The 26,851-nt window shown below is 63.4% G+C and carries 21 protein-coding genes; 5 read left to right on the plus strand and 16 right to left on the minus strand.

All coding sequences use genetic code 11. The features are described 5' to 3' along the window. Positions 1-143 precede the first annotated feature (143 nt). The 4 genes from DEJ54_RS07155 to DEJ54_RS07170 form a co-directional block, all read right to left on the minus strand. Positions 144-2,363 (minus strand): 3-hydroxyacyl-CoA dehydrogenase NAD-binding domain-containing protein, encoded by a 2,220-nt coding sequence (locus DEJ54_RS07155; protein ID WP_113153962.1) that lies wholly within the window; start codon positions 2,361-2,363, stop codon positions 144-146. Positions 2,364-2,385: 22 nt separating this feature from the next. Further along, the gene (locus DEJ54_RS07160; protein WP_113153963.1) at positions 2,386-3,594 is read right to left on the minus strand and encodes an acetyl-CoA C-acetyltransferase; all 1,209 of its coding nucleotides are present in this window, start codon (positions 3,592-3,594) and stop codon (positions 2,386-2,388) included. A 223-nt stretch (positions 3,595-3,817) separates the two neighbouring features. Then, positions 3,818-5,614, minus strand: a complete 1,797-nt coding sequence (locus DEJ54_RS07165; protein ID WP_113153964.1) for an acyl-CoA dehydrogenase C-terminal domain-containing protein — start codon at positions 5,612-5,614, stop codon at positions 3,818-3,820. Positions 5,615-5,804: 190 nt separating this feature from the next. Continuing rightward, on the minus strand, positions 5,805-6,284 hold the full coding sequence (locus DEJ54_RS07170; RefSeq protein WP_113153965.1) for a MerR family DNA-binding transcriptional regulator: 480 nt from the start codon (positions 6,282-6,284) through the stop codon (positions 5,805-5,807). A 429-nt stretch (positions 6,285-6,713) separates the two neighbouring features. Between DEJ54_RS07170 and DEJ54_RS07175 the strand changes: the two genes are divergently transcribed. The 3 genes from DEJ54_RS07175 to DEJ54_RS07185 all read left to right on the plus strand — a co-directional run bounded on the left by DEJ54_RS07175 (position 6,714) and on the right by DEJ54_RS07185 (position 12,384). Continuing rightward, positions 6,714-10,463 (plus strand): SEL1-like repeat protein, encoded by a 3,750-nt coding sequence (locus DEJ54_RS07175; RefSeq protein ID WP_113153966.1) that lies wholly within the window; start codon positions 6,714-6,716, stop codon positions 10,461-10,463. Positions 10,464-10,671: 208 nt separating this feature from the next. Then, positions 10,672-11,592, plus strand: a complete 921-nt coding sequence (locus DEJ54_RS07180) for a sulfite exporter TauE/SafE family protein (protein WP_113156140.1) — start codon at positions 10,672-10,674, stop codon at positions 11,590-11,592. Between the two features lie 3 nt (positions 11,593-11,595). Further along, positions 11,596-12,384: a TIGR02186 family protein gene (locus DEJ54_RS07185; RefSeq protein WP_113153967.1), complete on the plus strand. Its 789-nt coding sequence runs from the start codon at positions 11,596-11,598 to the stop codon at positions 12,382-12,384. Between the two features lie 23 nt (positions 12,385-12,407). Here DEJ54_RS07185 and pdeM read toward each other — a convergent pair whose 3' ends face one another. The 9 genes from pdeM to phnC form a co-directional block, all read right to left on the minus strand. Continuing rightward, a complete protein-coding gene (gene pdeM, locus DEJ54_RS07190; RefSeq protein WP_113153968.1) occupies positions 12,408-13,115 on the minus strand; it encodes a ligase-associated DNA damage response endonuclease PdeM in 708 nt (235 codons plus the stop codon). Continuing rightward, positions 13,112-15,643 (minus strand): ligase-associated DNA damage response DEXH box helicase, encoded by a 2,532-nt coding sequence (locus DEJ54_RS07195; RefSeq protein WP_113153969.1) that lies wholly within the window; start codon positions 15,641-15,643, stop codon positions 13,112-13,114. The genes pdeM and DEJ54_RS07195 overlap by 4 nt, the downstream gene beginning before the upstream one ends. Positions 15,644-15,729: 86 nt before the next feature. Next, positions 15,730-16,362, minus strand: coding sequence for a phosphonate metabolism protein/1,5-bisphosphokinase (PRPP-forming) PhnN (gene phnN, locus DEJ54_RS07200; RefSeq protein WP_113153970.1), 633 nt, complete (start codon positions 16,360-16,362; stop codon positions 15,730-15,732). Further along, positions 16,359-17,498 carry an alpha-D-ribose 1-methylphosphonate 5-triphosphate diphosphatase gene (locus DEJ54_RS07205; protein WP_113153971.1) on the minus strand — a complete coding sequence of 380 codons (1,140 nt, stop codon included), beginning with the start codon at positions 17,496-17,498 and terminating at the stop codon, positions 16,359-16,361. The genes phnN and DEJ54_RS07205 overlap by 4 nt, the downstream gene beginning before the upstream one ends. Positions 17,499-17,500: 2 nt before the next feature. After that, a complete protein-coding gene (locus tag DEJ54_RS07210) occupies positions 17,501-18,208 on the minus strand; it encodes a DUF1045 domain-containing protein (protein WP_113156141.1) in 708 nt (235 codons plus the stop codon). A 109-nt stretch (positions 18,209-18,317) separates the two neighbouring features. Continuing rightward, on the minus strand, positions 18,318-19,874 hold the full coding sequence (gene phnE / locus DEJ54_RS07215; protein WP_113153972.1) for a phosphonate ABC transporter, permease protein PhnE: 1,557 nt from the start codon (positions 19,872-19,874) through the stop codon (positions 18,318-18,320). A 2-nt stretch (positions 19,875-19,876) separates the two neighbouring features. Then, complete coding sequence (phnE, locus tag DEJ54_RS07220; protein WP_113153973.1) at positions 19,877-20,845, minus strand: phosphonate ABC transporter, permease protein PhnE; 969 nt, start codon at positions 20,843-20,845, stop codon at positions 19,877-19,879. 67 nt (positions 20,846-20,912) lie between these two features. Next, positions 20,913-21,821, minus strand: a complete 909-nt coding sequence (gene phnD, locus DEJ54_RS07225) for a phosphonate ABC transporter substrate-binding protein (protein WP_113153974.1) — start codon at positions 21,819-21,821, stop codon at positions 20,913-20,915. 84 nt (positions 21,822-21,905) lie between these two features. Beyond that, on the minus strand, positions 21,906-22,748 hold the full coding sequence (gene phnC / locus DEJ54_RS07230) for a phosphonate ABC transporter ATP-binding protein (protein ID WP_113153975.1): 843 nt from the start codon (positions 22,746-22,748) through the stop codon (positions 21,906-21,908). 252 nt (positions 22,749-23,000) lie between these two features. Here phnC and DEJ54_RS07235 point away from each other — a divergent pair, with 252 nt between their 5' ends. Then, positions 23,001-23,408 (plus strand): GFA family protein, encoded by a 408-nt coding sequence (locus DEJ54_RS07235; RefSeq protein WP_113156142.1) that lies wholly within the window; start codon positions 23,001-23,003, stop codon positions 23,406-23,408. Positions 23,409-23,459: 51 nt separating this feature from the next. Here the strand turns inward: DEJ54_RS07235 and DEJ54_RS07240 are convergent, their stop codons facing one another. After that, the gene (locus tag DEJ54_RS07240) at positions 23,460-23,996 is read right to left on the minus strand and encodes a cytochrome b (RefSeq protein ID WP_113153976.1); all 537 of its coding nucleotides are present in this window, start codon (positions 23,994-23,996) and stop codon (positions 23,460-23,462) included. Positions 23,997-24,104: 108 nt separating this feature from the next. On the opposite strand from DEJ54_RS07240, the gene DEJ54_RS07245 reads away from it, so the two are divergent. Continuing rightward, positions 24,105-24,518, plus strand: coding sequence for a MarR family winged helix-turn-helix transcriptional regulator (locus tag DEJ54_RS07245; protein ID WP_245447723.1), 414 nt, complete (start codon positions 24,105-24,107; stop codon positions 24,516-24,518). Positions 24,519-24,548: 30 nt separating this feature from the next. Here the strand turns inward: DEJ54_RS07245 and DEJ54_RS07250 are convergent, their stop codons facing one another. Together DEJ54_RS07250 and DEJ54_RS07255 are read right to left on the minus strand one after the other, a co-directional pair. Next, entirely contained in the window at positions 24,549-25,505 is a 957-nt protein-coding gene (locus DEJ54_RS07250) for a nitronate monooxygenase family protein (protein ID WP_113153978.1), read from the minus strand. Positions 25,506-25,642: 137 nt separating this feature from the next. Then, positions 25,643-26,785, minus strand: coding sequence for an aminotransferase class I/II-fold pyridoxal phosphate-dependent enzyme (locus tag DEJ54_RS07255; protein ID WP_113153979.1), 1,143 nt, complete (start codon positions 26,783-26,785; stop codon positions 25,643-25,645). Between the last annotated feature and the right edge of the window lie 66 nt (positions 26,786-26,851).

Here is a 26,851-nt window from a genome sequence, read left to right on the forward strand (position 1 = left end):
GAGCCGATTTTCCGTCCGGAACTGCTAAAAAAATAGAGCGCTTCAGGCGCTTCAGGGAAACCGCGATGTTGGGCGTTGACCTGTTCACCGTCCCGGATGCGGAGCGCGCCCGGGACGGTGGTTTTCATTCTGAACGGTACGCCTCAGGCGGCCTTCTTCTCCGCCGCCTTTTCGGGCGCGAAGCGCTGGTAGAAAGTCTCGCCGCTCTCGGCCATGTCCAGAAGGAGTTTCGGAGCCTTGAACTGCTTGCCGTACTTCTTCTGCAGGCGCTTGGTCATGGCGACGAAGGCTTCTGCTCCCATCCCGTCGATATAGGAGAGGGCGCCGCCCGTGTAGGGCGCGAAGCCGAAGGCGAGAATGGAGCCGACATCCGCCTCGCGCGGATCGACGACAATGCCTTCTTCCATGATCCGGGCCGCTTCCAGCGCAATCGTTGCGAGGAAGCGCTCCTGCAATTCCTCGACGTCGATCTTGTCCGGGTTCTTCTGCGGATAGAGATCCTTCAGGCCGGCCCACAGATGCTTCTTCGCGGGCTTTGCCGGATAGTCATAGAAGCCCTTGCCATTCTTGCGACCAAGGCGCCCATGCTTGTCGACCAGCGTGTCGATCAGCTCCATGTGGCGCGGATCGACGGCCTTGGGGCCGAGATCGCGCACGGTCTGCTTCATGATCTTCTGGGCGAGATCGACAGCCGTCTCATCGGTGAGCGCAAGCGGGCCGACCGGCATGCCGGCCATCTTCGCCGCATTCTCCACCATCGGGGCGGGCACGCCTTCGATGACCATGGAGAAGGCCTCCTGCATGTAGCGCAGGACGCAGCGATTGACGTAGAAGCCGCGCGTGTCGTTCACCACGATCGGCGTCTTCTTGATGGCGCGCACATAGTCCATCGCCATGGCAAGCGCCTTGTCGCCGGTCTTCTTGCCCATGATGATCTCGACCAGCATCATCTTGTCGACGGGCGAGAAGAAGTGGATGCCGATGAAGTTCTTCGGGCGCTTGGAGTTTTTCGCCAGGCCGGAGATCGGAATGGTCGAGGTGTTGGAGGCGAACACGGCCGACGGCTTCAGAACGGCCTCGGCCTTCTCCGTCGCCGTCTTCTTGATCTCCGAATCCTCGAACACGGCCTCGATCACCAGATCGCAGCCTTCAAGCTCCGCATAATCCTCGCTCGGGGTGATGAGCGAGAGGAGCTTTTCCTTGTCCTCGGCGGTGGCGCGGCCGCGCTTGATGCTCTTGTCCATCAGCTCGGCGGAATGCGCCTTGCCCTTTTCGGCGGACGCCGTGTCGCGGTCGATCAGAACAACCGGAATGCCGGCCTTGGCCGTGACGAAGGCGATGCCCGCGCCCATGAAGCCCGCGCCCAGAACGCCGATCTTCTTGAACTTCCTGACGGGCACGTTGTCGGGGCGGCGCGCGCCCTTGTTGAGTTCCTGCAGCGAGACGAAGAGCGAGCGGATCATCATCTTCGCTTCGGTCGTCTGCATGATCTCGGTGAAATAGCGCTGCTCGATGGTCAGCGCCGTCTCGAAGGGCACCAGCATGCCCTCATAGACGCATTTCAGGATCGCGGCTGCTGCCGGGTAGTTGTTGTAGGTCTCGCGGCGCAGGATGGCGATTGCCGGCGGCCAGAGGTTTGCGCCCGCCGCCGAGTAGACGGGGCCGCCGGGCAGTTTGAAGCCCTTCTCGTCCCATGGCTGAACCGGGCTGAGGCCGTCGAGGATCATCTTCTTCGCGGTCTCGACCAGTTTCTTCGGCGCGGCGATCTCGTGGATCAGACCCATGGCCTTCGCCTTCTGTGGCGTCAGCGTCTGGCCGGTGGTCAGCATCTGCAGGGCTTCCTGCGGCTTGGCCAGACGCGGCACGCGCTGGGTGCCGCCCGCGCCGGGGAAAATGCCCACTTTCACTTCCGGAAGCGCCATCTTCACTGCCGGGCTGTCGGCTGCGACGCGGCCATGGCAGGCGAGCGACAGCTCGAACGCACCGCCCATGCAGGTGCCGTTGATGGCCGAGACCCAGGGCTTGCCGGAGGTTTCAAGCTTGCGCCAGAGCCAGCCCATGCGGCCGGCATTGTCGAACAGCAGCTTGACCGCCTTCTTGCGGTCGTTTGCCTTTTCCTTCTCGAACAGGCCGAGCATTTTCTGCAGCATGGTCAGATCCGCGCCGCCGGAGAAGGTCTCCTTGCCGGAGGTGATGACAGCGCCCTTGATCGCATCGCTGCCGGCAACGTGATCGATGATCGCATCCAGCTCGTTCATCACCTCTTCGGTGAAGACGTTCATGGAGCGGTCCGGCATGTCCCAGGTGACGAGCGCGACGCCGTCTGCGTCCACGTCAACGGTAAAGTTCTTGTAGTCGGTCATGGTCTGATCTCTCCCCGACAGCTCAAACGCGTTCGATGATGGTTGCGGTGCCCATGCCCGCGCCGATGCACAGCGTGACAAGCGCCGTGTTCAGGTTGCGGCGCTCCAGCTCGTCGAGAACCGTGCCGAAGATCATCGCGCCGGTTGCGCCGAGCGGGTGGCCCATGGCGATTGCGCCGCCATTCACATTGATCCGGTCGTGGTCGATCTCGAAAGCCTGCATGTAGCGCAGCACCACCGAGGCGAAAGCCTCGTTCAGCTCGAACAGGTCGATGTCCGACAGCTTCATCCGGGCTTTCTTCAGAAGCTTCTCCGTCACGTCGACCGGGCCGGTCAGCATGATCGCTGGCTCGGAGCCGATATTGGTGAAGGCGCGAATTTTTGCGCGCGGCTCCAGCCCCATGGACTTGCCGGCCTTGCGCGAACCGAGCAGCACTGCGGCCGCGCCATCGACGATGCCCGACGAATTGCCGGCGTGGTGGACGTGGTTGATGCTCTCAAGCTCCGGATAACGCTGCACGGCGACGGCGTCGAAACCGCCCATTTCACCCGGCATCACGAAGGAGGGGTTGAGCTGGCCAAGCGCCTGCATGTCGGTGCCGGGGCGCATGTGCTCGTCGTGATCGAGAATGGTCAGGCCGTTCTGGTCTTCCACCGGGATCACGGATTTCTTGAAATAGCCCTTGTCCCAGGAGTGCTTGGCGCGCTTCTGGCTTTCCACCGCATAGGCGTCCACGTCGTCGCGGGAAAAGCCGTATTTCGTGGCGATCAGGTCGGCAGACACGCCCTGCGGCATGAAATAGGAGGGAATGCCGACGGACGGGTCCATGAACCATGCGCCACCGGACATGCCCATGCCGACGCGCGACATGCTTTCCACGCCGCCGGCAATGACGATCTCGTCGGAGCCGCCGGCAATCTTGGCCGCGCCCAGATTGATGGCGTCGAGGCCCGACGCGCAGAAGCGCGAGATCTGGATGCCCGGAGCCGCGTTCGCGTAGCGCGCCTCGAAGGCAGCCGAGCGCGGGATCACGGAACCGGCTTCGCCGACCGGATCGACGCAGCCGAAAATGATGTCGTCCACCTTTGCGGTGTCGAGGCCGTTGCGGTCGCGCACGGCTTCAAGAACTTTCGCGCCAAGGCGCACGGCGGGCACCTCGTGCAGCGAACCGTCCTTCTTGCCGCGTCCGCGCGGCGTGCGCACGGCGTCATATACATAAGCGTCAGCCATATCGGTCTCCCTGCTTTATGGACCCAACGCGGGGTCGTGCAATTGGTTCAAAGAGGGCTGGCAATCGCCAGCCCCGGGATCTGTTCGGCGCTTCAGGTGCGCTGCGGGCCGGCGGGCCGGAGATGGTCAAAGTCGGGCTGCGGGTCTGACACGTCGCGCTTCCTCAGGGACCGGCTTGCACGCTGGCACGTGCAAGCTAGAACGGGTGTGGCCGTTACGCCAGTCAAAACGCCTCTTCTGGAAGCGCCATCATGGTGTCCGCACCGCTCGAAAGGCGCGCCAGATGCGCGGCGGTCTCGGGCATGACGCGCTCCATGAAGTAGCGTCCGGTGGTGATCTTGGCTTCGAGGAAGGCGGCGTCGCCATTTGCCCCGGCGGCAAGCTGCTCCTGCGCCGTCCTGACCATGCGGCCCCACATGTAGCCGAGCGCCACGAGGCCCATCAGGTGCATGTAGTCATGGGAGGCAGCGCCCGCATTGTCGGGCTTCTGAACGGCGTTCTGCATCAGCCAGAGTGATGCGGCCTGCAGATCGTTGAGGCCCTTCTTGAGCGCCTTGGTAAAGGGGGCCATGGTCTCGTCTTCGCGGTGCGCTTCGCAGAAATCGCCCACTTCCTTGAAGAAGGCCTGCACGGCGCGACCGCCATTGGCGGGCAGCTTGCGTCCCACGAGGTCGAGCGCCTGAATGCCGTTCGCGCCCTCATAGATCATGGCGATGCGGGCATCGCGCACGAACTGGCTCATGCCATGCTCTTCGATGTAACCGTGGCCGCCAAACATCTGCTGCGCCATCACCGCATGCTCGAAACCCTTGTCGGTGAGCACGCCTTTCACCACCGGCGTCATCAGCGCCATGTGGTCGGACGCCGTCTCGCGTTCCTTGTCGTCTTCGGAGAGATGGGCGACATCGGATTTCAGCGCGGTCCAGAGGATCAGCGCGCGGCCGGCCTCGTTGAAGGCGCGGATGGTCATCAGGTTGCGGCGCACATCCGGGTGAACGATGATCGGATCGGCCTTCTTCTCCGGTGCTTTCGGTCCGGTCAGCGCGCGGCCCTGCAGGCGCTCGCGGGCATATTCGACCGCGCCCTGATAAGCGGCTTCGCCGATGGCATGGCCTTGCAGGCCGACGCCAAGGCGCGCCTCGTTCATCATCGTGAACATGGCTTTCAGGCCGCCATTCTCCTCACCCAGAAGATAGCCGGTGGCTTCGTCATAATTCATGACGCAGGTGGCGTTGCCGTGGATGCCCATCTTCTCTTCGATTGCCCCGCAGGAAACGGCATTGCCATCGCCCAGCGCGCCTTCGTCATCGACCATCACCTTCGGCACGATGAAGAGCGAGATGCCCTTCACGCCCGCCGGCGCGCCCTCAATGCGTGCAAGCACCAGATGGATGATGTTCTCGGCCATGTCGTGCTCGCCGGCCGAGATGAAGATTTTCTGGCCGGAAATCCGGTAGCTGCCGTCGCCATTCGGCACGGCCTTGGAGTTCAGAAGGCCGAGATCGGTGCCGCAATGGGGCTCCGTCAGGTTCATGGTGCCGGTCCAGGTGCCTTCCACCATTTTCGGCAGCCATTTCTGCTTCTGCTCATCGGTGCCATGCGCGAGGATCGCGGCGATGGCGCCCTGTGTGAGGCCCGGATACATCATCAGCGCCATATTGGCCGAGACGAGGTACTCGCTCACCGCCGTGTGCACCGTGTAGGGCAGGCCCTGACCGCCATATTCCGCCGGCACGGAAAGGCCAAGCCAGCCGCCTTCGCAATATTGACGATAAGCGCCGTCGAAGCCCTTGGGCGTCGTCACCGAACCATCGGCATGACGGGTGCAGCCTTCCATGTCGCCGATGCGGTTGAGCGGCTGTATGACGTTCTCAGCCAGTTTCGCGCCTTCGCTGAGGATCGCCTCGACAATGTCGGGCGAGGCGTCGGCGAAGCCCGGCAGATTGTCGTGATTGCCATAGCCCAGAACATCGTTCAGCACGAACAGCGTGTCGCGCACGGGCGCCTGATAGGTTGGCATGAGAATCCTCCAGCTCTCGTAACAAAGGCGCGAAGAGGCCATTCGCGCAGCGTTACAGTCGCTCTAACAAATTTTGACGTTTGCGTAAACGTCAAAAACGACGCAGCGCACGACAAGACCTCGCGCGGTGCGTGTCCGCGCGGGGTCTGGTGATGAACCGGAAGGAAAGAGGGGTAGCCGGCGGAGGTGGTCAGCCTGCGTCGCGCAGGGGCGATGCGCCGTCCAGGCGCGTCGAGACCTCGCCGATCAGGGTCTTCAGCTCATTGATCGCGTCATCAATGGAAGCGCGCTGCTTTTCAAGCCGCACCATCTGGCGTTCCGACTTCTTCAGAACAAGCTGAAGCTGCTTTACGTTTCCGCCGTCCGGCTCGTGGAGGTCGAGCACTTCCTTGATGTCGTTCAGCGAGAAGCCGATTTTACGGCCGAGCAGGATATGCTGCAGGCGCAGCTTGTCCGTGCGGGAATAAAGGCGGGTTGTGCCGGCGCGCTCCGGCCTCAAAAGGCCCTTGTCTTCATAAAAGCGCAGGGCGCGCAGGGTTACGCCAAACTCCCGCGCCATCTCGCCGATGCGGGTGTATTCTCCGGCGTGTTCCGGGGCATGCTCCGGGGACTGTTCAGGAAAATCATTTCCCTCGGCCGTCTTTTCGACTGCCACTGCAATGTTCGTCATGATCACTGTTCCGTACTGATGTGCGCTCCGGCGGGGGGACCGGGATGGGCATGTCTGACGTTAAGTTTTCGCCAGTGGCAAAATTGTGCCGCCCAGACACGCTCTAAAGGGCGCGCTTATGCGGTGCAGAATGCGGCATTACAAGGGCCGCAGCGCAAAATGTGATCGGCTTGCCAACAATCTTTTTACGGGATTTCTCACCGAAGACTTAACCTTCGGTAAGGATTGTTAACTCCGTGTTTACCACGATCAGTGAAATGTGAACCGTCAGCACACGGTGCTTGTTCGCATTCGCTTCGAGGCCTGCTGCTGACCGTGGGTGTCTTAACAGTGTTTGTTTTCTGCCTTCCGGCATTTCAAGGCTGAAAGTCCCGCGTGGCAAGAAATCTCGACGGCCAACCGGTAAACGGTGGAGAGGCGGGCGTTCCGATGAACAATAAGCGTTCCTATCTGGAAAATATCAATGCCGGTCGCCGGCGGCGACCCGGGACAGATGCGTCGCTTGACGAGATCAGTCGGACGCTGGACCACCTGGAAAACCGCCTTGGAAAAGCGACCGGACGTTTCGACCAGCAGGTGGATGAAAATGACGTCGCCCGGCGAATCCAGGAGCTGTCGGAAACGGTCTCGCATTCCTATGTACGACCGGCTGGCCGCATGCCCGCGCCCCGGCAGGAGCCGGCTTCGCGCGCCTCGCTCGAACACGCGGCGCATGAGCTTGAGCGCTCCCGCCGTCAGGAACGCGAGTTCAATTCGATCGGCAACATTGCCGAAGAGCTCAAGACCCTGCGCAGGGATCTGCGCGACGTGATGCGTTCGGGCATCAGCGACGAGTTCGGCGCGCTGCGCAAGGAGCTGGCAGGCATCATGGCCTCCGTTCCCAACAGCGCGCTCAGCAGCGAACTGGTTGTTGAATTCGAACGCCTGTCCAACGCCATTGCCCATCTCGCCGAGCGCGGTGACGACAGAAACGTCAAGATGCTGCGGCTCGAAATGGAAGAGCTGAAGTCTTCCATTTCCAGTCTCGCGCGTGAAGAAACGCTGCGCGCCGTGGATCAGCGCTGGGATGCTTTCGACGACAGGTGGAGCGCGTTCGAAGACCGCGTTTCCAGCGATCTGAGCCGCAGCGGCCCCGCCATCGACATGCTGCACCAGCGGATCGAGCAGATCGCGCATGCGGTGAACAGCCTGCCGGAATCGCTGTCGCTCCAGTCTCTGGAGGATCGTGTCCGCACGCTCGCAGGCGCGCTGGATCAGCTTGTCGAGCACAAGCAGCAGGATAATCCCGAACTCTATGCCGCCATCGATGAGCGGCTTGACGAGATCAGCCGCGCGATTGCTGCGACCATGCCGAAAACGCAGGCTGCTTCGTTTGATCCGCAGCCCTTCGAGCGCATCGAGGCGCGCATCTCTTCGCTGGCAAATCAGGTGGGCGAGCTTCTGAGCGAGCGCCCGGGTGGCGAGGCTGTCGGGCATCTCAGCGAGCAGATGTATTCGTTGTCGCAGCGCGTGGACGAAATTGCTGCGCGTATCGACATGCCGGAGCAGACGGTTGAGCGGCTGGCCAGCCAGATTGCCGGCATCGCGCACAAGCTGGACAACGCACCGGAGCCGCAGATCCCCGAGCACATGCTGCGCGGTATTGAAGATCGGTTCGCGCATTTGTCGCAGATGATCGAACAGCGCCATGGCGACGCCGCAGAGCAGGGCCGGTCACTGGTTCACGATATCGAGCATCGGCTGCAGGATATTGCCGCCCGCATCGACGAGCGCGGCAGCGAGCCCGTGCGCAACGAGGCCGATCTCATGGCGACCATCGACGCCCGGTTCAACGAACTGGCGGCGCGGCTCGACACGAGCACACGTGAAGCGCCGGGCAATGAGGCTCTGCGCGCCCTTGAGATGCGGCTCGACGACATTTCCGGTCGCCTGCAGACATCTTCGTCGCAGGCTTCGTCCATTGATCCGGAGGTGATCCACAATCTCGAGGCGCAGGTGCGCAGCCTTTCCGAACATTTCTCCCGCCCGACGGCGGACCTGCCGGAGTTCGAGGATCTTGGGCCCCGCCTGGAGAACATCGAACGCTCCATTCAGGAAAACCGCGCTTCGGTGGTCGAAGCCGCACGGCAGGCAGCCGAGCAGGCAATCGGCGCGCTGGGCGACACGCAGAATTTCGACAGCAATTTCGACCGCGAACTGCGCGAAGAACTGAAGGCGCTCGAAGCGCTGACCCGCAAGTCCGACGAGCGCAATACCAAGACGTTCGGCGCGATCCATGACACGCTGCTCAAGATCGTGGACCGGCTTGGCGCTGTCGAAGGAACTGCTGGCGAGGGCGTGGCTGTGCAGGCAGAGCCGGCAAAAATTCCGGTCGCTGCCGCTCCTTCCATCGATCCCGGCAATGACGTGTCTCCGGTTTCTGCACGCGCTGCGGAAGAGGCGATGCCGAAGCGCTCGCCCGCCGAAGCGGCCGCTGCCGCCGCGCGCGCTGCGCTGGACGAGGATGCGCAGGAAACGGAAAAGGCCCCCGGCAAATCATCGCTTCTGGGCGGGCTGACGCGCGCTCTTGGAAGCCGTCGCGACCGTCAGCGCAACGAGCCTCAGCACGAGGTCGAGAGCGAAGCGCCCGCCGAACTGGACGCCAGCCTTGAAGCCATCGATTTGGATGACGACCGCATCAATGAGCCGTTGGAACCGGGTTCCGGCGCGCCGGACCTGAATGCGATCCTGCGTCGTGTTCGTGACGAAAAGAAAGCGACCGTCCGTCCGGAAACGGATGATGCTGCCAAGTCGGATTTCATCGCGGCGGCGCGTCGCGCGGCGCAGGCGGCTGCAGCCGAGGCCGAGATCCTGAAAAAGCGTCAGGGCGATGCGGCGGAAGATACCGGCGGCTTCGGGATCAAACGTTTTCTGAAGCGGAGCAAGAAGCCTCTGGTGGTGATGCTCGGCGCGGGCATCGTCGCGGCGGGCGGCTATCAGGTCGGAAAGACCTATCTTGCGAATTCCACAGCCATTCCGGCGCAGATGACCAATGAGACCACCAGTGCGGAACCCGCGCCGGTGATGGCGCAGGCCGAGCCTGCCCCGGTCGAGCGCAAGGTGCGCGTGCTGGATGAAGAACCGGCCAGGGTTGCTGCTGCCGAAGAGCAGGCAACGGATGGCGTCGTCGATACGCTGGCCTCCATGCCCGAATTGGACGCGCCGCTGGAAGAGCCGGTCAGCAAGTTCGAGGAAACCCTGACGGGCAACGAGACCGTCAGCATTCCGGAAGATGTTGCCCCTGAAGCACCCAAGCCCATTTCGCTGGACACGGTTCCGGTGGATGCCGGTCCGGTGCCGCTTCGCGAGGCCGCAGCCGAGGGCGACCCAAAGGCACTGTTCGAGATCGGCAGCCGTTACGCAGAAGGTCGTGGCACGCAGGCCGATCTGGCGAAGGCCGCCGAATGGTACACCAAGGCAGCCGAAGCAGGGTTTGCGCCGGCTCAGTATCGGCTGGGCGACCTCTACCAGAAGGGCAATGGTGTGGACCGTGACGCCGCCAAGGCGAAGATGTGGTTCCAGCTTGCAGCCCAGCAGGGCAATGCCAGCGCCATGCACAATCTCGGTGTGCTGTTCGCCATGGGTGCGGATGGCCCGGCCGACAACAAATCCGCCGCCCGCTGGTTCATTGAAGCTGCCGAGCATGGCGTGAAGGACAGCCAGTTCAATCTGGGCATCCTTTCGGCCAAGGGCATGGGCATGCAGCAGGACCTGACGGAAGCCTACAAATGGTTCGCCATCGTCGCCCAGGGCGGTGACAGGGATGCAGCCGCCAAGCGCGACGAAATCGCCGCTGCGCTGTCGCCCGAGCAGCTGAAACAGGCAGAAAACAAGACGGCGCTCTGGAAGGTCAAGAAGATCGATCCGGCGGTCAATCTGGTCGATATTCCGGAATCCTGGCGTGAAAGCCGCGAGCTCACGGCGAGCGTCGACATGACCAAGGCGATCACCAACATCCAGCTTATCCTGAACAAGGAAGGCTTTGATGCGGGCACGCCTGACGGCATCATGGGCGCCAAGACAAAGGCCGCGATCACGCAGTTCCAGAAGGCCAATGGCCTGAACCCGACGGGGCAGGTCGATGAGGCGCTGGTGCGTGCCCTTCTGGAGAAGAATGAAGCGGCTGTAAGCGCTCAGTAAGCTGTCGCGGCATCGTTTGCCGGCAGGCTGATGTGTGTCCCGGAAGACGCACGTCATCTTTGTGTGGCAAGCCGTTCAAACTTTTCCGGTTTCTGCCACCTCCCGGTTTGACTTCGCGGGCGGTAGGGCGCAGAACGGAAGCACGCATTAATGCTTCCACACCTCGTCCGGCGCCGCTGCCGGGCAAACAATTATTCGGGTGCCGCGGGTGGGTATTTATCTCCCAATCGCCGAAATGTCCGTCAACGTTTTCGTGCTGCTTGCCATGGGCGGCGCGGTGGGCTTTCTGTCCGGCATGTTCGGGGTTGGCGGCGGGTTTCTGATCACGCCGCTCTTGATCTTCTACAACATCCCTCCTGCGATCGCTGTCGCCACCGGCGCCAATCAGGTGATTGCGTCGTCCTTCTCGGGCGCGCTGGCGCATTTCAAGCGCAAGTCTCTTGATGTCAAACTGGGCACGGTCCTGCTCGCCGGCGGCATTGTCGGCGCGTCCATCGGCGCGTTCGTGTTCGCCTATCTGCGCCGGCTGGGCCAGCTCGATCTCATCGTTTCGCTGCTCTATGTGGTGTTTCTGGGCGTCGTTGGCGGCCTGATGCTGATGGAGAGCGTGCGCGCCATCCGGCGTTCGCGCGGTGGCCAGACAGCCACGCTCAGAAAGCCCGGCCAGCACAACTGGATTCACCGTCTGCCGCTCAAGATGCGTTTTCGCGCGTCGAAGCTGTTTGTCAGCGTCATCCCGGTGGTGGTGCTTGGTGCGTTCATTGGCTTCCTGGCGTCGATCATGGGTGTCGGCGGCGGGTTCATCATGGTGCCGGCGCTGATCTATCTGCTCAAAGTGCCGACCAATGTCGTGATTGGCACATCCCTGTTCCAGATCATCTTCGTGGCGGCCTTCACCACCATCATTCACTCCACGGCGAACCAGAGCGTCGATGTCGTGCTTGCCTTCCTGCTGATGGTCGGCGGCGTGGCCGGTGCACAATATGGCGCGCGGGTGGGGCAGCGTCTGCGCGGCGAGCAGCTGCGTGCGCTTCTGGCGCTTCTGGTTCTGGCGGTGGCGCTGCGTCTTGGCTTCGACCTGTTCGTGCAGCCGGAGAGTGTCTACAGCCTGTCCACGGGAGCGATGTGAGCCATGCGCGCGCGTTTCCTGGCAGCCGCCACCTCGCTTCTTCTGCTCCTGCCGGCCCTGCCGGTGCGGGCGCAGGACGAAATCCCCGAGAACATCCAGATCGGCCTTTCCACCGATCAGGTGTCGATCACGTCCGATTTCAGCGGCGCGGAGCTGACCATTTTCGGCGCGCTCGACAATGCCGACCCGCTGGTGGCGCGGCAGGGGCGCTACGATGTCGTGGTGGTTCTGGAAGGGCCGCCGCGCGCCGTCACGGTGCGCAAGAAGACACGCGTGCTGGGCATGTGGATCAACACGGAATCGGTCATCTTCCGCGATGTGCCGGAATCCTATTCCATGGCGCTCACGCGCGCGCCGCAGGACATCAGCACGCCCGACGGATACAAGAGGCTCGCGCTGGGTGCGGACAATCTGCACTTCCAGCCGCTCAAGGCCGATGGCGATCCGAAAACCATCGAGGAGTTCACCGAGGCGCTGCTTCAGCGCAAGGAAGCGCTCGGGCTCTACTCGACGCAGACTGGCGGCGTGCGCTTCCTCTCGCAAAGCCTGTTCCGCGCGTCCCTCAAGCTGGCCCCCAATGTGGCCGTCGGCACGCACAGGGCGCGCGCCTATCTGTTCCGCAACAGCGTGTTCCTGCGCGAAACATCGGCCCAGCTCACCATTCGCAAAGCGGGTCTTGAGCAGCGGCTTTACGAATTCGCCCATCAGAACAGCCTGATCTACGGCATCGCCGCCGTGCTGATCGCCATCATCACCGGCTGGCTGGGGCGGATCATCTTCCGCAAGGACTGAGCGCGCGCTCTCCGGGCTGTGCTTCAGCGCAGCATGCTGCCTGCAATGGCGTAGATGCCCTGTCGGCCCAGCATGTAGGCGGCCAGCCGCTCACGCGCGAACAGGCCGTCGAAAGGGCGGTCGAGCACGTTCAGCGAACCGGTCAGGCTGCCGAATGCGGGCATAATAAGCCGGCTACCATCTGAGGCGAAGCATGCGCGCCGCACCGAGCGACCGCGGCGCACGATGCGCGCGCCGGGATGCAGATGCCCGGCAATCTCGCCACGGGCACTTCCCTTTGCCGGCTCATGACGGAAGATCAGCCCGTCAATGGCGATCTCCTGCGCGCAGTGGCCGGGAAGGTCCGGCGGCGGGGCAGGGTCGTGGTTGCCGGCGATCCACTGCCAGTCGCGCGCGCCGATGAGTTCGACCAGCCGCGCGCGGAAAGGCCCGGGCATGTGCGCCGCGCCGTGATCGTCGTGAAAACTGTCGCCAAGGCTGATGACAATCTCCGGATCATAGTCGGCTAACGTTGTTGCCAGCCTCTTCAGTGTGGCGGCGGTGTCATAGGGCGGCAGCATGCGCCCGCGCCGGGCGTAGGCCGCGCCCTTCTCAAGATGCAGGTCGGAGACGACCATGAGGCTCATCTCCGGGAAGAACAGCACGCCGCGCCAGTCGCACACGGCCTCGTGTCCGGCGATGCGGACCGTCAGCGCGGTGCTTGTCCCGGTTGCGGGTGCAAGGCTGTTCATGCCTCAAGAGCCTCCTGCATCAATTCCTCGCCGGAAAGCCGTGAGGCTTCGCCGAGCAGCGCCTCATTGGCGTCGCCGGCCACGGCCTCCTTGCCGATCTCGAGCATGATGGGCACGGCCAGCGGTGAAATGCGACTGAGAGATTTATGCACGATTCGACCCCGAATGCGCGACAGCATCTCCCCCAGTCTCCTGACATCAAGCAGGCCCTGCGCGGCGTCTGCCCAGGTGGCCTGCATCAGAATGTGGTCAGGCTCATGAGCCCGCAAAACGTCGTAAATGAGGTCGGCGGAAACGGTCACCTGCCGGCCGGTCTTCTCCTGTCCGGGGTGGCGCTTTTCGACCAGTCCCGAGATCAGCGCGCAATTGCGGAAGGTGCGCTTCAGAAGCCAGCTGTCGGCGATCCATGCTTCCAGATCGTCGCCCAGCATGTCCTCGTCCATGAGCGCGGCGAGGCTCAGCCGTCCGTCCTTCAGCATGGCGGCCATGTCGTTCAGGCCCCACACGGCGATGGCGTAATCATTGGCGACGAAGCCGAGCGGGTGTGCGCCTGCCCGCTCCAGCCGGCGGGTCAGAAGCATGCCAAGCGTCTGGTGCGCGAGCCGCCCCTCGAACGGGTAGAGCACCATGTAGAAGCGCTCGCCGCGCGGAAAGGTCTCCACCAGAAGGTCTTCGCGGCGCGGCAGGATCGACTTGTCGCGCTGGATGGAAAGCCATTCGGCCACCTGTTCGGGCAGCGCCTTCCAGCGCTTCGGGTCGGCCAGCATGGCCCGCACTTCGGACGCCAGATAGGTGGAGAGCGGAAACTTGCCGCCGGCGTAATAGGGCACTTTTGCATCCTCGCCGCCGCCCGCCGAGACGAGGCACTCATTCTCGCGAATGCCTTCGAAGCGCAGCACCCGGCCCGAGAAAAGGAAGGTGTCGCCATGCGTGAGCGTTTCGAGGAAATATTCCTCCACCTTGCCCAGCACCGGTCCGCCGCGCGAGGCGTTGCCCCGGCCGCGCCTGACCATGCGGATGTTGAGCATGGGGGATTCCACGATGGTGCCGACATTAAGCCGGTATTGCTGGGCGATGCGCGGATTGGCGATGCGCCACAGCCCGTCTTTCGTCTTGCGGATGCGGGCGTAGCGCTCATAGGTCTTGAGCGCGTAGCCGCCGGTTGCCACGAAATCCACGATGCGGTCGAAGGTTGCCCGATCAAGCGCGGCATAGGGGGCTGCACTCGCCACTTCGCCATAGAGCACGTCGGCGTCGAAGGGGGCGGCGCAGGCCGAGCCCAGAACGTGCTGCGCCAGCACGTCGAGCGCGCCTTCCACCAGTGGCGGCGTGTCCTGCGCACCCAGATAGTTCGCCTCAAGGGCGGCGCGGCACTCCATCACCTCGAAACGGTTTGCCGGCACGAGAATGGCGCGGCTCGGTTCGTCCATGCGGTGGTTGGAGCGGCCGATGCGCTGGGCCAGCCGGCTCGCCCCCTTTGGCGCGCCCACATGCACGACCAGATCCACGTCGCCCCAGTCGATGCCAAGGTCGAGCGTCGATGTGGCGACGATGGCCCGCAGACTGTTGGTCTCCATCGCCTTTTCCACCTTGCGCCGCTGGGCGACATCAAGCGAGCCGTGGTGCAGAGCAATGGGCAGATTGTCATCGTTGGCGCGCCACAATTCGCGGAACAGAAGCTCCGCCTGACTGCGCGTGTTGACGAAGAGCAGCGTGGTGCGGTGGGCCCTGATCGCCTCATAGACCTTCGGAATGGCGTAGAGCGCGGAGTGCCCGGCCCAGGGCACGCGCTCCTCTGTCTCCAGAATTGTGATGTGCGGCTTTGCGCCACCCGACACGGTCACGATATCGGACAGCGCGCGGGCCGCATCCTGCGGCACGAGCCACCGGCGCAGCTCATCGGGCTCGGCCACCGTCGCGGAAAGACCGATGGTCTGAAGCTCCGGCCGCATCCGGCGCAGTCTCGCCAGCGCCAGCGAAAGCAGATGCCCGCGCTTGGAAATCACCAGCGAGTGCAATTCGTCGAACACCACGAAACGCAAATCCGAGAAGAACCTGTCCGCATCGGGCGAGGCGATCAGAAGGGCGAGCTGTTCGGGCGTGGTGAGCAGAATGTCCGGCGGTGCGTGTTTCTGCCGCTGGCGCTTGTGTGTGGGCGTGTCGCCGGTGCGCGTCTCCATCGTCACCGGCAGCTCCATCTCGGCCACAGGCATGTTCAGATTGCGCTGAATGTCGACGGCGAGCGCCTTGAGCGGCGAGATGTAGAGCGTGTGCACGCCACGCCGCGCTGCGCCGGGTTTGCGCTTCGGCCGCGCCGCGAGATCGGTGAGGGTGGGCAGAAAGCCGGCCAGCGTCTTGCCCGCACCGGTGGGGGCGATCAGCAGTGCGGAGCGACCGGCCTGCGTGCGCGCCAGAAGTTCGAGCTGATGCGCGCGCGGCTGCCACCCGCGCGTGGCGAACCACGCGCTGAAGGGCGCTGGCAGAGACGGGGCGGCAATGCCGTCGATGGGGTGCGTCCGGTGTTCCAAGATGAACTAGAACTAAACCAGAACAGAGAAAGCGCCAAGAGGCGCTTTCAGTATCTACTCACATATCCGAAACGGGAGGCGGAGCCTTACACGGAATCGCTTACCGCGCTCCAGGCGGCGGCGCGGCGCAGAACATCCTGAAACCGCTCGCCCGCTTCTTCCAGCGTGCCGGAATTGTCGATCACGGTCGCGTCTTCGACGGTCAGTTCCTTCGCGTGCGCCCGTTCGAGCCGCGCCAGAACTTCCTCGCGGGTTTCGCGGCCACGGCTCGAAAGCCGCTCGGCCAGCACGTCGCGGGAGGCGGTCACGATCACGGCGACCACATTGCCATAGCGCTCGCGCAGGAGCGGAATGACGGCGCGCGACACGTTGGCCACGGCCACATGCCCGTCGCGCACAATGTCATCCACGCTTGCCGGCAGGCCGTATTTCAGTCCGTTCGCTTCCCAGCTCACGGCGAATGCGCCCTTTGCCTCGGCTTCATCGAAATCGGCGCGTGTCAGGCAGTCATGGGCCTCGCCGGCGCCGTCCATCTCACGGGTGATGACACGGCGCACAAAGGTCACGTCGCTGTCCTGCGGCCCGAGCCGCTGGCGCGCATAGTCCATCACAGAGTCCTTGCCGGCACCCGAAGGACCGGCGACGGCGATGAATACGCCATGGCGGATCGGGACGTCCTGCTCGTCGATGACACGCTCCAGCGTGGCCGATGCCCTCATGCCACCCGCGCCCCCTCGCGCCAGACCGAACGCACGATCGGAACATGCTCGTCCACCCGCACGCGGATGACGTCGCCGCGGCGGCCCTGTTCGAGAATGCCGCGGTCGTCGAGACCCACGGCCTCTGCCGGGTTCTTGGAAACCATGGCAACGGCCTGCGGCAGTGAGATGTGGTCCACGGTCTCGCCCAGCGCGAAAGCGGCCTGAACGAGGCTGAAGGGAATGTAGTCGGAAGACAGGATGTCGAGCGTGTTGCCCTCGGCCAGGCTGCGCGCGGAGACATTGCCGGAGTGCGAGCCGCCGCGCACCACATTGGGCGCGCCCATCAGCACCTGCATGCCGGCGTCGCGCGAGGCGGTTGCCGCTTCCTGTGTGGTCGGGAACTCGGCCACGCGCACGCCCTGCGTCGCTGCCTCGTCCACATGCTCCATCGTGGCGTCGTCATGGCTCGCCAGAATGATGCCCTGCTCGCGGCAGATGTCGGAGATGGCGTTGCGGTGACGGCTGGAATAGGTCTGCGACTGCGCAACGCGCTTTTCGCAAAACTGGCGGAAATCCTCTTCCGTCATGCCCGTCTTGTTCATGTAGTAGACTTTGTAGGTGTCGATGCTCGTGAACTGACGCTGGCCCGGGGAATGGTCCATCAGCGAGGCGAGTTTCACGCGGCTGTCGTTCTTGAAGAGCTCGAACCCTTCCAGGCAATCGGGTGCGGAAACCTCGCAGCGCAGATGCAGGAAGTGATCGGCGCGCAGGCGGCCGGCCTCCACGCTGTTCTCGATGGCGTTGCCCAGTTCGCGCATTTCATCCGCGCCGAGATTGCTGTCCTCGTCGAGGCCGATGCGCAGCGCGTCAAACACGGTGGTGATGCCCGAAGCGGCGATCTGCGCGTCATGCGCCAGCACCGATGCGATGGGGTTCCAGCGCACTTTCGGGCGCGGGGCGTAGTGGCGTTCCAGATGGTCGGTGTGCAGCTCGACAAGGCCCGGCAGCAGGTAGTCGCCTTCCATGTCCTCGCCGATGGATGCAGTGCCGGCGGCAATGTCGACGATGCGCCCGTCGCGGATCACCACGCTGCCTTCGATGACCTCATCGGGCAGCACGATGCGGGCGTTTCTTAAAACCAGTTCTTGCGTCATTATCAGGCGGTCTTTCTTGTCTTGTTCCAGCCGAGCGCGTGGGAGTATCTCACCTGAAAAGGTGCGCCCGGCTCAGGCTCGATGAACAGCGCCAGCGAGCCGATTTCCAATGGTTCCGACAAAAGCGGCCCGAAGAAGGCGTCTATGGCGCGCTCCATGCGGACAGCTTCTGCCTGCGGCACGCGGCCGGTCAGCGTCATGTGGAAGCGGAATGCTTCAAACACGTGGGGGTAGCCCCATTTGTAGAGGTTCTTGAGCTGGCTGGGCGACAGGCCCTCGGGGTTGCGGCGCTCCAGCTCTTCCTGGGTCAGCGGCGCGCGGAAGGGCTCGAACGCCTCCACGATGTTGCCGGCCAGCGCATCCAGCCGTGGGGAGCGGTCCTCGGGCACCAGCGCAAAGAAACCGTCGAGACGACGCACAACCGCACGCGGAATGAGCACGGGCTCCGTGCGCTCGCAGAAGTCCGCCAGCGCGGCGATCAGGCTCTGTTCGCTCTGACCTTCCGCCAGATGGAACGGGGCCTTCAGCGTCGCGTGGAAGCCGTAGCGGCGCGCGGCTGCGGTGTGAAAGGAAATCTCCGCAGCAGAGAAGGGGCCTGCCTCCACGGGCGCGATGGACTGGCCCGTAAAGGCGTCCCGGCCGAGCCAGCGTGCGGCGGCCCGCGTCAGCGGGTCGTCTTTTTCGGGTGTGAAGTAGATTGCGTAGCGCATGAGCATATCCTCGCCGAAAGCGATGCAATAGGCGATTTGTGTGACAGGTTAACGAATCCCTCAAAAGGACCGCGAAGGCTAGCAGCCAATTTCCCCTGCGTCATCCTCTTCACGGCTGCCTGCCGATCAGACGCTGACGCAGAAGGTTGGAGATGTTGTCGAAGACGAATACGACAAGCAGGATCAGGATGACCATGTAGGCCACGTTTTCCCAGTCCTGATTGGTGCGCATCGCTTCCCAGAGCTTGAGGCCGATGCCGCCGGCGCCAACGGCGCCGATGATGGTGGCGGAGCGGGTGTTGGACTCCCAGAAATAGAGCGCCTGGCTCAAAAAGACCGGCAGAACCTGCGGCACCACGCCATAGCGCTGGACCGAGGCGGGAGCCGCGCCGACGGAGCGCACGCCCTCACGCTGCTTGTCGTCGATGTTCTCCAGCGCTTCCGAGTAGAGCTTGCCGAACGTGCCGGTGTCGGTGAAGAAGATCGCCGAGATACCGGCCAGCGGTCCCGGCCCGAAGGCGCGGGTGAAGAACAGCGCCCAGATCAGCATGTCCACCGAGCGCAGGAAGTCGAAGAAGCGCTTGAGCACCTGATTGACGACCCGGTTGGGCATGATGTTGCGGGCTGCGGCAAAGGCCAGCGGGAAGGCCAGCATCGACGCCAGCACCGTGCCGGCGAAGGCCATGACGATGGTCTGCAGCAGCTTCAGCCACACATCGCCATGCTGCCAGTCGGCATTGTTGACGAAATTGTTCCAGGCGAGCGACAGGTTGGAGCGGTCCGCTTCGATGCGGTCGCCGAAGAAGATCGTTCCCAGAACCTCGCCGGCCGACATGTCCCAATAGGGCGAGCGGGTGTCGAAGAAGAAGTTCTCCCAGCCGATGAAACGGCGGCGCACTTTCACTTCGTCATCCTCGATCTCGGCGCGTCCGGCAAATCCGAAGCGTACGATCACCTTCGCGCCCGGCGCGCGCTGGCTTGCCCAGTCGGGCAGCGGTCCGCGTGCATTGACGCTGACGCGCTCCTCGATGTCGAGTTCCAGCGTTTCGCCCCTGTGGGTCACGGTCACGAAGCCCGGCTGAACGCGGATATGCGTGTCGCCGCCGAAGGAGATGTCGGCGCTGACCACGGCTTCCTCGCGCATCGTCGCGGGAGCCTGCGGCGCAGCTTCCGCCTCGGTCGCGGGGCTTTCCGTGGTGGTGGAAGAAGGAGCCATCGCGCCCAGAAAGCCACCGTCTTCCTTTTTGGCCGGTTCGGCGTCGAGCGAGCCGAGGAAACCGGCTCCGCTTGTTGCGCCGCCCGTGGCGTTGCCCGCCGCAGCGCTTGCCGCCACGCGGCGTTCGACCATGGCGGTCTCGGTCGTCAGCCATTCCGGTTTGGGGTCGCTGCCGAGCGGCGAGAAGCGCGGAAAGGAAACATCCAGCGCATCGCCGTCATATTCGATGTCCGGGCGGATTTCATAGGAAACCCAGTCGGCCAGATAGCTGCCCGCAATGTCCCAGTTGCCGTTGGAGATGACCTGCCCGATGGCGAAGAACCACCAGGCGAAGATCATGTAGAGGGCGATGGCGGTGATGATGATCACGCCGCGCAGGCGCTCCATCAGCGGACGGTGAAACACATCCGCGTGGCGCGCGGCGATGGCGTTGGCTTCGATCTCGGTCATGATCAGCCTCCCCGGCCGAATTCGAATGCCTGCTTGCCGACAATGCGGCCGCGCAGCCAGGCCGAAAGCTGGTCGACCGCGACGATGGTGCAGAACAGAAGAAGGATGATGGCGAGCGTCTTGGCTTCATGCGTGCGGCTGATCGAGAGGCGCAGTGCCTCGCCGATGCCGCCGCCGCCGACCGCGCCAATGATGGTGGAGGCGCGCACGTTGATTTCCAGACGCAGCAGCGCGTAGCTCAGAAAGTTTGGCATGACCTGCGGCACGATGGAGAACCAGACGCGCTCCACCCAGTTCGCACCGGCGGCGCGCAGGCCTTCCTCGGCCTTCATGTCGGCGTTCTCGACCACTTCGAAGAACATCTTGCCAAGCGCACCGACCGTGTGGATCGACACCGCGATGATGGCGGGCACGGCCCCGATGGTCAGCACGGCCAGAAAGAAGCCGGCGATCACGATCTCGGGGAAGGCGCGCAGCACTTCCATGAAACGGCGCACGAAGAAGCGCAGCCAGCGCCGCGTCGTCAGGTTCGATGCGGCCAGGAAGCACAGAACGAAGCCAAGGCCGAAGCCGATCAGCGTGGAAACCAGCGCAATGTTGATGGTCTCCAGCATCTTGTAGAAATATTCGGGCAGATAGAGCGTCTCGGTGAGATAGATCCGCCCGTCGGGATAATTGTATTTCAGGCTGCCATCGTCATAGGGCGAGGGCAGGTCGAACAGGGCGCGCCAGACTTCCCAGCCATCGCGCGGCATCATCTGTCCCACGAAGTCGAACAGATAGGGCAGTCGGTCGAAGAACTTGCCGGCGTTCGATTCATTGGCAAACCAGAGCGAACCGCTCATGGCGAGAACCATGAACACGATGCCGCCAATGGTGTAGAGACGACGGCGTCCGGCCAGTTCGCGCCAGTGGCGCTCCACGGCCTGGCCAGCTTCGGAAAGAAGCGGGGAATGGGTCGTTGCTGTCATGTTTGGCACGCCTGTGCGACAACGCCGCCGGCACGGGCCGGCGGCGCGTCAGATTGCGGGAAAGGGATCAGGAACCGATCTTGGCGCGACGGGCGTCGATGATCGGCTCGTAGAATGCCGGCGTCACTTCGGTGTAGCCCTTGTAGTCACCGCCCTGGATGGCTGCGAAGCACTCCGGATCGGCTTCCGGCAATTCCATCATGAAGGTCTTGAACGTGTTCTTCATGTCGGCGTCCATGGAGGTGCGAACCACGATCGGGCCGTTCGGGATCAGTGGCGACTTCCAGAGCTCAACCAGATCGTCCATGTCGAGAATGCCCTTCTCGACCATCTTGTGCAGGTTGCCGGAGGTGTAGCCGTCGGAGAACTCGCCAACGCCCGAAGCCCAGGTCGTGCCGGCGTCGAACGTGCCCTTCACGACTTCAAGAACCAGGTTCTCGTGGCCGCCGCCGAAGCCGGTCTCGCCAAAGAACTCTTCAACCGAAGCGTTGACTGCCTTGGGCAGCGTGACGGCGGGAACGAGGTAGCCGGAGGTGGAGTCCGGATCGGCGAAGCCGAGCTTCTTGCCCTTCATGTCTTCCAGCGTTGCGATGCCGGAATCCTTGCGGGCCACCATGATCGAGTGATAGCCGGTCGAACCGTCGGTCTGCACCGTGGTGAGGATCGGCTCAACGGCCTCCGGATCTTCCAGATAGACCTTTGCATAGCCCGAAGCGCCGAGCTCGGCATAGTCGAGCGTGCCGCCGAGCAGGCCCTGGATCACGCCGTCATAGTCGGCAGCCGGGAACAGGGCGACCTTCTCGACGCCCAGAACCTCGGGGAGCTTGTCGACGATGCAGGAGAAATTGCGCAGGCGGTCGGCTTCGTTTTCGCCGCCGAGAATGCCGATGCGGAACTCTTTCAGATCTTCGGCCTGTGCGCCGCCAACCATGATCGCGGTGAGCGCAACGGCGCCCATAAGAGCTTTCTTGAACATGATGTCTCTCCATTTGGGTGCCGGCCTTGCCGGCGGGGTTTCAAGCAGGTGGAGCCCGTTACGCGGGCGAGACGATCCCGTGGATCAGACGGCGGCGAGCGCCGGTTGAGCCTGACCGGTCGATTTCCTTGCCGGCTGCGGAGCCGGAACATTGATGCTGGTGGAGGTGATGGCTTCGGAAAGTTCCGCGCCTTCCTCGCCGCCATAAATGGTGCGCACCGCTTCGCTGGTCAGCGCCTCGGGCGGGCCGTCGAAAACCACCGCGCCCTTGGCCATGCCGACGATGCGGTTGCAATAGGCGCGCGCCGTGTCGAGCGTGTGCAGGTTGGTGATGACGGTGATGCCTTCGAGGGCGTTGATGTCGGCGAGCGAATCCATCACCACCTTGGCGTTGAGCGGATCGAGCGAAGCGATCGGCTCGTCGGCGAGGATCACCTTCGGCTCCTGCATGAGCGCACGGGCAATCGCCACACGCTGCTGCTGGCCGCCGGAAAGTGTGCCGGCGCGCTGCAGCGCCGTCTGGGCGATGTCGAGGCGCTCAAGCGCTGCAATCGCCTGGATGCGCTCTTCCCGCGTAAACATGTTGAGCAGGTTGAGCACCGTGGAGCGGTGGTTGAGCCTGCCAAGCAGAACATTGGTGAGCACGTCGAGGCGCGGCACCAGGTTGAACTGCTGGAAGATCATCGCGCAGTCGCGCTGCCAGCGACGCAGTTCCGCGCCTTTCAGCGCGGAGACTTCCTTGCCCTGAAAGAAGATCGATCCTTCGGACGGATCGATCAGGCGGTTGATCATGCGCAGAAGCGTCGATTTGCCGGCGCCTGAGCGACCGATGACACCGACCATCTGGCCCTGTTCGATTTTCAGTTCCACGTCGCGCACGGCCGTGTTTGGCCCGAAACGACGGGTGACCTGACGAATTTCAAGCATGTGCTCTTCCCGTTAAGCGCCTTGTTGCGGCTCTTCCGTGGGCTTGTCGCCCTTGTTGGTCATTCGCCTAACGGGTGCGGATGAAACCTGCATGTCGATGAGATGACGGTTTTCTGACAGCACACAGCGGCAATTGAAGCGCCGGAGCCGCCCGGGGGCGATGGCCGCTCATGCGGGCGGCGTGCATCTGGATGCGCGCACGGGCGCTTTGTGATAGAGACACGGCCGCTTCAAAAAGAGATGAGGGAGAATATGGCCCAGAAGAACGAGGGTTCCTGCCAGTGCGGGGCAGTCAAATTTCAGATTTCCGGCCCGTTCGAGAGCTTCTTTCTTTGTCACTGCTCCCGCTGCCGCAAGGATACCGGGTCGGCGCATGCGGCCAATCTTTTCTCCACCGTGGCGAAGATCACCTGGCTGTCAGGAGAAGACCGGATCAAGACTTACCGGGTGCCCGAAAGCCGGCATGAAAAAAGCTTCTGCAGCGAATGCGGCTCGGCAGTTCCAGGCATCCAGATGGATGGCGCACTTCTCGTCGTGCCTGCGGGCAGCCTCGACACACCGGTCGACATTCGCCCGAACGCGCATATCTGTCTTTCCAGCCGCGCCAACTGGGATGACGGTCTGGATGAGGTAACCCGGCTGGAGGGCCTGCCGGGTTAAACGCCTTTGCCATTGCCGGTGCGTTCTGGCCGGCGGCGTGTGAGCGGGGCGTTAGCGCCCCAGCCCCATGCGCCCAAGAAGCCCGTCGCGCATGACGAAATGATGGTAGAGCGCGGCGGCGGTGTGGAATGCCAGAAGCGCGATCAGAAGCCGGCTTCCCAGACCATGCGGCGTGCGCGGCAGATAGGTGGTGAAGTCCGGCAGCGGGGTCGTGGCGCCTGCAAAAAGGGTCGCGCCCGCGCCGGAGAGCGCCAGCATGCCGATGCCGCTGGCTCCCATGCCAAGAATGATCACGTAAAGCAGGCCGTGCACGATATGCGCGGCTCGCGCCTGCCAGCGCGGCGTGCCGGCGGCATCGGCCGGTTTGGCATCGCCCAGCCACCACCAGCCGATCCGCATCAGCGTCAAAAGCACCACGGAGATGCCAAGCGTGGCATGGATGCGCAGAAGCACGAGCCTGTCTGCCGCCTCCATCGCGTCTGCCGCCTGAAAACCGGAGGCCAGAATGCCGACAATGGCCACGGCCGTCGTCCAGTGAATGGCAATCGCAACCGCTCCATAGCGGTCATCAGTGCTTTTCCAGCGCATGGTCCTTCTCCTTGCGGGGATACCGTCGATGCAATATACATAGCATGCAATATAAATGGATAGCAAGCTATATAAATGACTTTCAGGCGTGAACGATCTGCAGGCTATATGACGAACTGGGCGGCGCGGCTTTTCGCGCGCGCCATCGACCGCAATTTGAGGGACATCGGCGTGACCAGCGGCATGCTGCCGGTGTTCTTCGCGCTGGGTGAGGGAGCCTGGCTAACGCAGAAGGCGCTCACGAAAAGCGCCGGCATCGAGCAGCCGACCATGGCGGCAACGCTGTTGCGCATGGAGCGCGATGGTCTGATTGAGAGACGGGCCGACCCGGAAGACCGGCGCAGCCGGCTGATCGGGTTGACCCCGGCTGCAATGGAAAAGGCGGTGCGTGTCAGGCAGGCGGTTGGTGCTGTGAACGGCCTCGCGCTCGAAACCCTCACCGATGCGGAGCGCGCACACTATCTGGCGTTGCTCGAAAAGATCGTCTCGGCGCTGCAGGACAGTCTGAGCGACGAGGGCTGATCTCTCCAAGATCAGGATCAGGATCTGGTCTCAGCGCGGCGTGCAGAGCCGGTCTTTTGCGGCGGCATATTCTGCCGCAAGCCGGTCCACCAGCGCGCCTGCGCCGGTGATCTCGCTCACCGCGCCGACACCCTGTCCGCTGCCCCAGATGTCGCGCCAGGCCTTTGCGTCGGCGCTGGCGAAATTCATCTTCGAGGGGTCGGCTTCCGGCAGGTTGTCGGGATCCATGCCGGCGTTGACGATGGACCCCTTCAGATAGTTGCCGTGCACGCCGGTGAACAGGTTGGAATAAACGATGTCGGCTGCGCGTGAAGAGACGATCATCTCCTTGTAGTCGTCGCTGGCGCGCGCCTCGTGGGTGGCGATGAAGGGCGAGCCGATATAGGCGAGGTCCGCGCCCATGGCCTGAGCGCCCAGAACCGCGCCGCCATTGGCGATGGCGCCCGAGAGAAGCAGCGGCCCGTCAAACCACTGACGGATTTCCTGCACCAGCGCGAAGGGCGAGAGCGTGCCTGCATGGCCGCCGGCCCCGGTTGCAACCGCGATCAGCCCGTCAGCGCCCTTTTCGATGGCCTTGCGCGCATGGCGGTCGTGAATGATGTCGTGCAGCACGATGCCGCCATAGGAGTGGACGGCCTGGTTCACTTCCTCGACCGCGCCCAGCGAGGTGATGACGATTGGCACCTTGTGGTCCACGCAGACCCTCAGGTCATGCTCCAGCCGGTCATTGGACCGGTGAACGATCTGGTTGACCGCGAAGGGGGCGGAGGGACGATCCGGGTTCTGTGCGTCATGCGCAGCCAGTTCTTCGGTGATCTGCGAAAGCCACTCGTCGAGCTGCTCCTTGGGGCGGGCGTTGAGCGCGGGAAACGAGCCCACCACGCCGGCCTTGCACTGCGCCACCACCAGCGGCGGATGCGAGATGATGAACAGAGGCGCGCCGACCACGGGCAAACGCAATTTGTCGAAAACGGCCGGAAGCGCCATTGGCTATCCCCTCAATTGACGTATTCGTAAACGTCAAAACTTCTACAGCATCTCACCCCTTGTTGGGAACCCTTGATCTTGCGGGCTCCCGAAGCGTCCCGGGAACCCTTGTCGCATTTTTTGCGCCGGGCGTCTCCTCACCCGGCCGCAACGCCATTGTGACGGCGTTCGAGAAAGGCCCGCATCGCGGTCAGTCCCGCGTCGATGCCCCGGCGGCCAAAGCCGATGCGGAAGCGTCCGGCCGGCGCATCCATCAGCTCCGAGTGGTAGACCGAGGCGGGCAGAAGCAGCACGCCCTGCTCTTCGACCAGATCGCGGCAGAACGCTTCCACGCCATCGGCCCCCCTGTAACGCGGATAGGCCACGCAGCCGCCATCGGGCCGTGTCCAGTCGAACAGGTCGGCATGGTCGGCGAAGAACGCGTCCACCTTCTCCAGGTTTTCGGCAATCAGCGCGCGGTTTCGCTCAAGAATGCGGTCGCTCACCGAAAGCGCCATCACCGCCAGACGCTCGCTGGGGGCGGAATTGCAGATCGAGAGGTAGTGCTTGTAGCGCTCGAATTTCAGCAGGAGCGCCGTGTCCGGGCTGGCGATCCAGCCAATGCGCAGGCCCGGCAACCCGTAGGCCTTGGACATCACATTGAGCGATATGCCTTTCTCATAGATCTCGGCGGCCTGCGGCAGGCGCTTGCTCTCGTCGCGCTCCAGAAGCCGATAGACCTCGTCGCTGAAAAGATAGAGATCATGCGCGCGGCAGATCTCCACCAGTTCCGCAAAATCGTCCTGCGGCATCAGCGCGCCGGTCGGGTTGTTGGGCAGGTTGACGGAAATGAGCTTTGTGTTGGGGCGGATCGCGGCGCGCACCGCGTCGAGGTCGAGCCGCCAGTTCTCGTCTTCCAGAAGCGGCACGCCGGTAACGGCGCACAGGCCGAGCGGCACGGTCTCGGCCGCCTGATAGTTGGGCACCGAGACGATGGCGTGGTCGTCGGGCGTGAGCATCACCCGCATGGCGGCGTAGATGCCTTCCTCCGCCCCGGCGAAGCAGAGAATGTTGCTGGCGGAAAGTCCGTCATAGGTGGCGGCGATGGCCTCGCGCAGATCAGGCGCGCCCCAGGTTTCCGTGTAGCCGAGCCAGAGACTGTCGAGCTGTTCGCGGGCCGTCGGCCCTGCCATCTGCGTCAGTTCGCCGAGCGTCATGCTCTCCATGTCCGAAGCGGTCATGTGATGCCGGGCATTGAACTCCCAGCGGGAAAAATGAACTTCGAGCGCGAAATCACGCATTCCAGTCTCCTCCGGCCTTGTTTTGAGCGGTTTGTGAACCGTTTTCCGCGCGTCGCGCCGGAACGA

The sequence above is a fragment of the Nitratireductor sp. OM-1 genome (assembly GCF_003296175.1).
Lineage (GTDB): Bacteria > Pseudomonadota > Alphaproteobacteria > Rhizobiales > Rhizobiaceae > Nitratireductor > Nitratireductor aquimarinus.

Bases quoted from the DNA above. Each gene is read 5' to 3' on its own strand.
- DEJ54_RS07155 (WP_113153962.1), bottom strand. From the start codon at position 2,363: ATGACCGACTACAAGAACTTTACCGTTGACGTGGACGCAGACGGCGTC.
- DEJ54_RS07160 (WP_113153963.1), bottom strand. From the start codon at position 3,594: ATGGCTGACGCTTATGTATATGACGCCGTGCGCACGCCGCGCGGACGC.
- DEJ54_RS07165 (WP_113153964.1), bottom strand. From the start codon at position 5,614: ATGCCAACCTATCAGGCGCCCGTGCGCGACACGCTGTTCGTGCTGAAC.
- DEJ54_RS07170 (WP_113153965.1), bottom strand. From the start codon at position 6,284: ATGACGAACATTGCAGTGGCAGTCGAAAAGACGGCCGAGGGAAATGAT.
- DEJ54_RS07175 (WP_113153966.1), top strand. From the start codon at position 6,714: ATGAACAATAAGCGTTCCTATCTGGAAAATATCAATGCCGGTCGCCGG.
- DEJ54_RS07185 (WP_113153967.1), top strand. From the start codon at position 11,596: ATGCGCGCGCGTTTCCTGGCAGCCGCCACCTCGCTTCTTCTGCTCCTG.
- pdeM (WP_113153968.1), bottom strand. From the start codon at position 13,115: ATGAACAGCCTTGCACCCGCAACCGGGACAAGCACCGCGCTGACGGTC.
- phnN (WP_113153970.1), bottom strand. From the start codon at position 16,362: ATGAGGGCATCGGCCACGCTGGAGCGTGTCATCGACGAGCAGGACGTC.
- DEJ54_RS07205 (WP_113153971.1), bottom strand. From the start codon at position 17,498: ATGACGCAAGAACTGGTTTTAAGAAACGCCCGCATCGTGCTGCCCGAT.
- DEJ54_RS07210 (WP_113156141.1), bottom strand. From the start codon at position 18,208: ATGCGCTACGCAATCTACTTCACACCCGAAAAAGACGACCCGCTGACG.
- phnE (WP_113153972.1), bottom strand. From the start codon at position 19,874: ATGACCGAGATCGAAGCCAACGCCATCGCCGCGCGCCACGCGGATGTG.
- phnE (WP_113153973.1), bottom strand. From the start codon at position 20,845: ATGACAGCAACGACCCATTCCCCGCTTCTTTCCGAAGCTGGCCAGGCC.
- phnD (WP_113153974.1), bottom strand. From the start codon at position 21,821: ATGTTCAAGAAAGCTCTTATGGGCGCCGTTGCGCTCACCGCGATCATG.
- phnC (WP_113153975.1), bottom strand. From the start codon at position 22,748: ATGCTTGAAATTCGTCAGGTCACCCGTCGTTTCGGGCCAAACACGGCC.
- DEJ54_RS07235 (WP_113156142.1), top strand. From the start codon at position 23,001: ATGGCCCAGAAGAACGAGGGTTCCTGCCAGTGCGGGGCAGTCAAATTT.
- DEJ54_RS07240 (WP_113153976.1), bottom strand. From the start codon at position 23,996: ATGCGCTGGAAAAGCACTGATGACCGCTATGGAGCGGTTGCGATTGCC.
- DEJ54_RS07245 (WP_245447723.1), top strand. From the start codon at position 24,105: ATGACGAACTGGGCGGCGCGGCTTTTCGCGCGCGCCATCGACCGCAAT.
- DEJ54_RS07250 (WP_113153978.1), bottom strand. From the start codon at position 25,505: ATGGCGCTTCCGGCCGTTTTCGACAAATTGCGTTTGCCCGTGGTCGGC.
- DEJ54_RS07255 (WP_113153979.1), bottom strand. From the start codon at position 26,785: ATGCGTGATTTCGCGCTCGAAGTTCATTTTTCCCGCTGGGAGTTCAAT.